We start from the raw sequence: 6,333 nt of genomic DNA on the forward strand, positions 1-6,333 counted from the left end.
TCCCGCAGGACGCCCGGGCGGCGTTCCGCCGTCGCCCGGCCTGGCGAGCGGCACGGGCCGGCTGGGCGGCGGCTCGCTGCCGGACGGCGCGCCACGTCCGCCCATGCCGATGCCGAGCGGTCCCCCTCGCCCCGGTCCGTCGGTGCCGGGCACGTACCCCTCGGGTTCCGGGCTCGGCGATGCCCTGGGCACGGACAGGGACGGGAAGCGGGACCCGGGCCGCACCGGGCTCATCGACCCGGACGAGCCCACCGAGGGCATCCGAATGATGCCGTGACAACCACGCCGCAGGGCAGCGGCTAGCGTCAGCGCGGCTGGCGGCACATCCGATCCGGATCGGGCGTGCCGCCAGCCGCCTGCTATGGCGCCGGTTCGGCGAGCACGTCCAGCCGCTTGAGGATGACCCCCTCGCGCAGCGCCCACGGGCAGATCTCCAGTTGGGCCACGCCCATCAGGTCCATCACCCCGTCGGCCACGATGGCTCCCGCGAGCAGCTGCAGCGCCCTGCCTTCGGAAACCCCGGGCAGCCTGGCGCGCTCGGCGCCGTCCATGGCGGCAAGGCGCTCGGCCCACATGACGACGTCGGTGTGCTTGAGGAATCGCTTTACGTAGAATCCCTCGTTCGAGGGCGCCGCGCCGGCGATCCTGGCCAGCTGCCGGAACGTCTTGGACGTGCCGACCACGTGATCGACCGTGCCGCCGCGCAGCAGGCCCCCGGCGTGGCGGGCGATCTCCGCCCGCACGTGCCTGCGCACCGCGCGCACCTCGTCGGGCGACGGCGGGTCGTCGGGCAGCCAGTCCCTGGTGAGACGGCCGGCGCCGAGCGGGAGGGACGTCACCGCGTCCGCCTCCTCGTCCTGCCCGGCGGCCATCTCCAGCGAGCCGCCGCCGATGTCGATGACGAGCTGCCGCCCGGACGACCAGCCGTACCACCGGCGGGCGGCCAGGAACGTCAGCCGTGCCTCGTTCTCGCCAGACAGCACCCTGATCCGCGCCCCCGTCTGTTCCTGGACGCGCGCGAGCACCCGGTCGGAGTTGCTCGCGTCGCGGACCGCCGACGTGGCGAAGGCGATGAACTCCTCGACGCCCTTGTCCTCGGCGATCCGCATCGCCTCCGACACCACGCAGGTGAGCCGTTCCTCCCCCTCACGCGACAGCGTCTTGTCCGGCTCGAGGTGGGCGGCGAGGGAAAGCTCGACCTTGTGGGAGAACGCCGGGAGCGGGCGCGCCCCTGGGTATGCGTCGACCACCAGCAGGTGAACCGTGTTGGAGCCGATGTCCAGTACCCCAAGTCGCATGATAAGACGCTACCTTGCCGATTCCGCGCCGCGACGGCCCCTGGCGCCCCTGGCGCCCCTGGCGCCCCGGCCGGGGCATCGGGCTCATCGAACCAGGCGGTGACCGGTCCGCTTACCGCCACGCTCACCCGCGTCGCGGGCGCGGGCGGCTCGCCGCCCAGCGTGCGCACCTGCACCGTGCCGGCCTCGCCGACGTCGATGGCGATGAGCGCGTCGTGCCCGTGGTACCGCGTCTGCCTGACCTGGCCGGTGATCGCGCCGGCGGGGAGCGCGCCGGCGCGGGAACCACCTGAGGCGGGCGCGGCGACTGGGGACAGCGCGATCTGCTCGGGCCTGATGAGCACGGTCACCGCGCCAGCCGCCCCCGCGAGCTGCGCCGAATCGCGCAGCTCGTGCCAGCCAAGCGCGGTCCGCACCCCCGCCGCGCCGGCCGGCCCGGCCGCCAGCACCCCGGGCAGCAGGTTCGCGGTCCCGAGGAAGCCCGCCGTCCACGGGTCGGCCGGCCCCGAGTACACCGAACGCGGCGTGCCCGACTGCGTGATGACGCCGTCCCGCAAGACCGCGACGTAGTCGGCCACCGACAGCGCCTCGTCCTGGTCATGGCTGACCAGGACCGCGGTCGTCCCGGTGGCGCGCAGCGCGCCGATGACGTCGGCCCGGACGGTTGCCCGCAGGCTGGCGTCCAGCGAGGCGAACGGCTCGTCGAGCAGCACGAGCCGGGGGCGGGGCGCCAGCGCGCGCGATATCGCGACCCGCTGCTGCTGGCCGCCTGACAGCTCGTGCGGATAACGGCTGGCGAGCTCGGAGAGCCCGACCAGGGCAAGCAGCTCGTCGACCCACGGATCTCTGCGCGACCGCCTCGGCAGCGCGAACGCCACGTTGCCGCGCACGGTCAGGTGCGGGAACAGCGCGCCGTCCTGCGGCACGTACCCGATCTGGCGGCGCTCCGGCGGCACCCGCCTGCGCCCGTCCTCCACGCGCAGCCCGGCGAGCGTGACCGTCCCCGCGTCGACGGGCTCGAACCCGGCGATGACCCGCAGCAGCGTCGTCTTCCCGGCGCCTGAGGCGCCGAGGATCGCGGTCAGCGACCCTGGCTGCACCGTGAGCGAGACGCCGCGGAGCACCACGGTGCTCGCGTAGGACTTCCACACCCCGCAGACTGAAAGCGCCGTCACCGACGGCCTCCACCACGAGAGGCACCGTACCTGCCCGGGTGGAGCCGACGGGCGAGCGGCGCGGGCCGGGCGGTCAGCGGGTGCCAGCCGTCGCGGCTGATCAGGGCGGTCTCCACCTGGCCGGAGTTCACCTCCGCAGTGAGCGACTCGATGTCCGGGAGGACGTGCGATCCGGCGTCCGCATTGACCGGCTTCAGGCACGCTAGCGCCGCCGCGGAACCGCAGGTTTCCCCGCCAAGTCTAGCCGCCCTGCCCTCGCCGCACACCCGACCCACCCCGCAACTTAGGATAGGCATACCTTATCCGCTCCCCGGCCGCGGAGGTAGCGGCCCTAGTCCATTCAGAACGAGCGGTTGCGCCTGTCCAGACTCACCCTGCTCCCCGTCGCCGCCGGCCGCGAACGCATGGGGTACGGTCGCTACCATGCGTAACGGCGAAATCTCCTACTGGTGGCAGGCGCGCGGCGGCTTCCCGCCCCGCCGGCCGTCGCTGCCGCGGCCGGAAGAAGCGGATGTCTGCATCGTGGGCGCGGGGTACACCGGCCTGTGGACGGCCTACTACCTCAAGGGCATGCGCCCCGACCTGCGGGTGGTAGTTCTCGAGGCAGCGTTCGCCGGCTACGGAGCGTCAGGGCGCAACGGCGGCTGGGTCACCTCGGAGCTCCCCGGGTCGCGCGCCCGCTACGCCCGCGGGCCGCGGGGGGCCGAGGGAGTGCGCGCGCTCGAGGCCGCGCTGCGGTCGACGGTGGACGAGGTCGGGCGGGTGTGCGCCGCCGAGGCGATCGCCGCCGACTTCGTGAAGGGCGGCCGGCTCACCGTGGCGACGTCGCCCGCGCAGCTGGCCCGCCTGCGGGCGGGGCTCGCGCACGACAGGGAATGGGGCGACGGGGAGGATGTGGTCACGTTCCTGACGCGCCAGGAGATGCGGGAGCGGATCAACGTGGCAGGCGCGCTCGCAGGGGTGTTCGCCCCGGACAGCGCGCGGGTGCAGCCGGCCGCGCTGGCAGCGGGACTCGCGGCGGCCGCGGAGCGGCGCGGAGCGGACATCTACGAGGCGACCCCGGTCACGGCGATCCTGCCCGCCGCTGGCCCGGGCTCCGGGGACGCGGCCGTCGCGCGGACCCCGTTCGGCGACGTGCGGGCGAAATCCGTGCTGCGCTGCACCGAGGGGTACACCGCCGCGCTGCCCGGCTCGCGGCGCGCGCTGCTGCCGATGAACAGTTCCATGGTGGTGACCGAGCCGCTGCCGGATTCGGCGTGGAAGGAGATCGGCTGGGGCGGCTTCGAGACGCTGTCCGACCAGGCGCGCGCCTACATGTACGCGCAGCGCACCGCGGACGGGCGGATCGCGCTCGGCGGGCGCGGCGTGCCGTACAGGTTCGGCTCGGCGACCGATCATTTCGGCGAGACCAGCCCGGAGACGGCCGCCGCGCTCGCCCAGATCGTGCGGCGGATGTTCCCGGCCGCCGAGTCGGCGCGGATCGAGCACGCCTGGTGCGGCGTGCTCGGCGTGCCGCGCGACTGGTGCGCCACGGTGACCTACGACGCCGCAGCCGGCGTCGGCTGGGCAGGCGGCTACACCGGGGTCGGCGTCGCCGCCTCGAACCTGGCCGGCCGTACCCTCGCCGACCTCGTGCTCGGGGTGTCGTCGGACCTGACCTCGCTGCCCTGGGTGGGGCATCGCAGCCGGCCCTGGGAGCCTGAGCCCGCGCGCTGGGCGGGCGTGCACGGGCTCTACGCGGTCTACCGGCTGGCCGACAGGCTCGAGGCACCCGCCGCCGGCGGCACCATGGCCGGGCCGGCGCGGCTGGCCCTGGGGGAGGCACTCGGCCGGGCAGGCGACGCGATCTCCGGCATTCCGCACTAGGCCGCGGTCACGGCCGGCCCGCCGGCCGGCGACACTGGTGTTATGCCCGGGATCAGCGAAGATAGCGTGCGCCGGGTCCCGCATGACGGCGACGTGGCGCGACCGGACGACGCGCACGTGCTGGACGGGATCCGGTCGCTGCACGACCGGCTCGACGACCTGGAGCGCCTTGTCGCCCAGCGCCTGGCCGCGGAGGGCAGGCACCCCCCGGGGCTGGTGCATGAGCACCACCAGCTGCCCGCGTGGTGCCGCCCGACCAAGGGCGAGACGCGCTGGACGGTCGCCGCCGTCACGACGATCGCGATCGCGCTGCAGATCGCCGTCCCCGGACGGCTGGTGCTGGTGCGCCCGGCGTGGATCCTGCCCGCGGCGCAGGGGCTGCTGCTCATCGTGCTGATGGTGTCAAACCCGCACCGGATCAACCAGCAGTCCGGGATGAGGCGCACGCTTGGCTTCGCCCTGGCGGCCCTGCTCAGCCTCGCCAACGGCTGGTCGGTGGCATGGCTGGCGATCGGCATCGTGCAGGGCTCGCTAGGCAAGACGGCCGGGCCGCTGCTGATCACGGGCAGCGCGATCTGGCTGACCAACGTGATCGCCTTCGCCCTGTGGTACTGGGAACTCGACCGTGGCGGGCCGGCCGCGCGCGCCCTGGCCCTGCGCCCCTACCCGGAGTTCCAGTTCGTCCAGATGGTCACGCCGCAGATGGCGCCGCCTAACTGGGAGCCGACGTTCGCCGACTACCTGTACCTGGCTTTCACGAACGCCGCCGCGTTCAGCCCGACCGACGTGATGCCGCTGTCACGCTGGGCGAAGATGGCCATGACCATCCAGTCGGTGATCTCGATCGTGACCGTCGCGCTGGTGGTCGCCCGGGCGGTCAACATCCTTCAGTAGGCGTATACACAAGGGGATCTTGCGGCGTAACGTGCATCTCATGTTGCTGCCCACGTCTCTGGTCGGAAGCTATCCGCAGCCCGACTGGCTGATCGACCGCGACCGGCTGGCCGGCCGGTTTCCGCCCCGAGTGCGCGCCCGCGAACTGTGGCGCGTTGCCCCCGAGTTTCTCGAGCAGGCCCAGCGGGACGCCACGCTGCTGGCCATTCGCGCGCAGGAAGATGCCGGCCTCGACATCATCACCGACGGTGAGATCTGCCGGGAAAGCTACTCCAACCGGTTCGCGACGGCGCTGGATGGCGTGGACATCGACAACCCGGGCACCGCGCTCGACCGCAGCGGTAACCCCAATCAGGTTCCCCGCGTCGTGGGCGCGATACGGCGCAACCGCCCGGTCGAGCTGGAGGACCTGAAGTTCCTCCGCGCCCACACCGACCGGACTGTCAAGATCACGGTGCCAGGGCCGTTCACCATGGCGCAGCAGGCGCAAGACGACTACTACGGGAGCAGGGAGGCGATGGCGTTCGGCTACGCCGAGGCGGTGAACGAGGAGGTCCGCGACCTTTTCGCCGCCGGCGCCGACATCGTCCAGCTCGACGAGCCGTACCTGCAGGCCCGCCCGGCCGAGGCGCAGCAGTATGGCGTCAAGGTCATCAACCGGGCGCTGGACGGCGTGGTAGGGACGACCGCGCTGCACCTGTGCTTCGGCTACGCCGCGATCATCCACGACCGCCCGGCGGGCTACTCCTTCCTGCCCGAGCTCGCGGCTTGCGACTGCGACCAGATCTCGATCGAGACCGCGCAGTCGAACCTGGACTGCTCGGTGCTGGGCGCCCTGGACGGCAAGACGATCATCCTCGGGGTGATCGACCTGAGCGACCCGGCCGTGGAAACCCCGGACACCGTGGCCGAGCGGGTCCGGCGGGCGCTGCCGTACGTGCCCGCGTCGCGGATCGTGCTCGCTCCCGACTGCGGCATGAAGTACATCCCGCCCGAGACCGCGTTCGGCAAGCTGGCCGCGATGAGCGCCGCGGCCGTCCGGTTGCGGGCAGAGCTGGACGGCTGAGGGCAGCCACCGGCGGCGCGCGACCGCGGGCTTG

At 73.2% G+C, this 6,333-nt stretch carries 5 protein-coding genes and 2 pseudogenes; 4 read left to right on the forward strand and 3 right to left on the reverse strand.

The window, feature by feature from the left end; genetic code table 11:
* Positions 1-277: pseudogene (locus tag Q1N79_RS12060) on the forward strand (hypothetical protein); the annotation flags it as partial.
* An 82-nt stretch (positions 278-359) separates the two neighbouring features.
* Here Q1N79_RS12060 and Q1N79_RS12065 read toward each other — a convergent pair.
* The 3 genes and pseudogenes from Q1N79_RS12065 to Q1N79_RS12075 all read right to left on the reverse strand — a co-directional run bounded on the left by Q1N79_RS12065 (position 360) and on the right by Q1N79_RS12075 (position 2,739).
* Entirely contained in the window at positions 360-1,298 is a 939-nt protein-coding gene (locus Q1N79_RS12065) for a Ppx/GppA phosphatase family protein (protein ID WP_300608396.1), read from the reverse strand.
* A 125-nt stretch (positions 1,299-1,423) separates the two neighbouring features.
* Positions 1,424-2,473: pseudogene (locus Q1N79_RS12070) on the reverse strand (ABC transporter ATP-binding protein); the annotation flags it as partial.
* Positions 2,470-2,739, reverse strand: coding sequence for a hypothetical protein (locus Q1N79_RS12075; RefSeq protein WP_300608399.1), 270 nt, complete (start codon positions 2,737-2,739; stop codon positions 2,470-2,472). The pseudogene Q1N79_RS12070 and the gene Q1N79_RS12075, both read right to left, overlap by 4 nt.
* Positions 2,740-2,896: 157 nt before the next feature.
* Between Q1N79_RS12075 and Q1N79_RS12080 the strand changes: the two genes are divergently transcribed.
* The 3 genes from Q1N79_RS12080 to Q1N79_RS12090 are packed head-to-tail and all read left to right on the forward strand — an operon-like array spanning position 2,897 to position 6,299.
* Positions 2,897-4,339: an FAD-binding oxidoreductase gene (locus Q1N79_RS12080; protein WP_300608401.1), complete on the forward strand. Its 1,443-nt coding sequence runs from the start codon at positions 2,897-2,899 to the stop codon at positions 4,337-4,339.
* Positions 4,340-4,381: 42 nt separating this feature from the next.
* Positions 4,382-5,233, forward strand: a complete 852-nt coding sequence (locus Q1N79_RS12085; protein WP_300608403.1) for a hypothetical protein — start codon at positions 4,382-4,384, stop codon at positions 5,231-5,233.
* Between the two features lie 40 nt (positions 5,234-5,273).
* Positions 5,274-6,299, forward strand: a complete 1,026-nt coding sequence (locus tag Q1N79_RS12090) for a uroporphyrinogen decarboxylase family protein (RefSeq protein ID WP_300608405.1) — start codon at positions 5,274-5,276, stop codon at positions 6,297-6,299.
* The last annotated feature ends 34 nt before the right edge of the window (positions 6,300-6,333 follow it).

Origin of the sequence: Trebonia sp. (genome assembly GCF_030042015.1) — a bacterium.
In the GTDB taxonomy this organism is placed as follows: Bacteria; Actinomycetota; Actinomycetes; order Streptosporangiales; family Streptosporangiaceae; genus Trebonia.

Excerpts from the sequence above, each read along its gene's own strand:
- Q1N79_RS12090 (WP_300608405.1), top strand. The coding sequence starts at position 5,274 with ATGTTGCTGCCCACGTCTCTGGTCGGAAGCTATCCGCAGCCCGACTGG.
- Q1N79_RS12080 (WP_300608401.1), top strand. The coding sequence starts at position 2,897 with ATGCGTAACGGCGAAATCTCCTACTGGTGGCAGGCGCGCGGCGGCTTC.
- Q1N79_RS12085 (WP_300608403.1), top strand. The coding sequence starts at position 4,382 with ATGCCCGGGATCAGCGAAGATAGCGTGCGCCGGGTCCCGCATGACGGC.
- Q1N79_RS12065 (WP_300608396.1), bottom strand. The coding sequence starts at position 1,298 with ATGCGACTTGGGGTACTGGACATCGGCTCCAACACGGTTCACCTGCTG.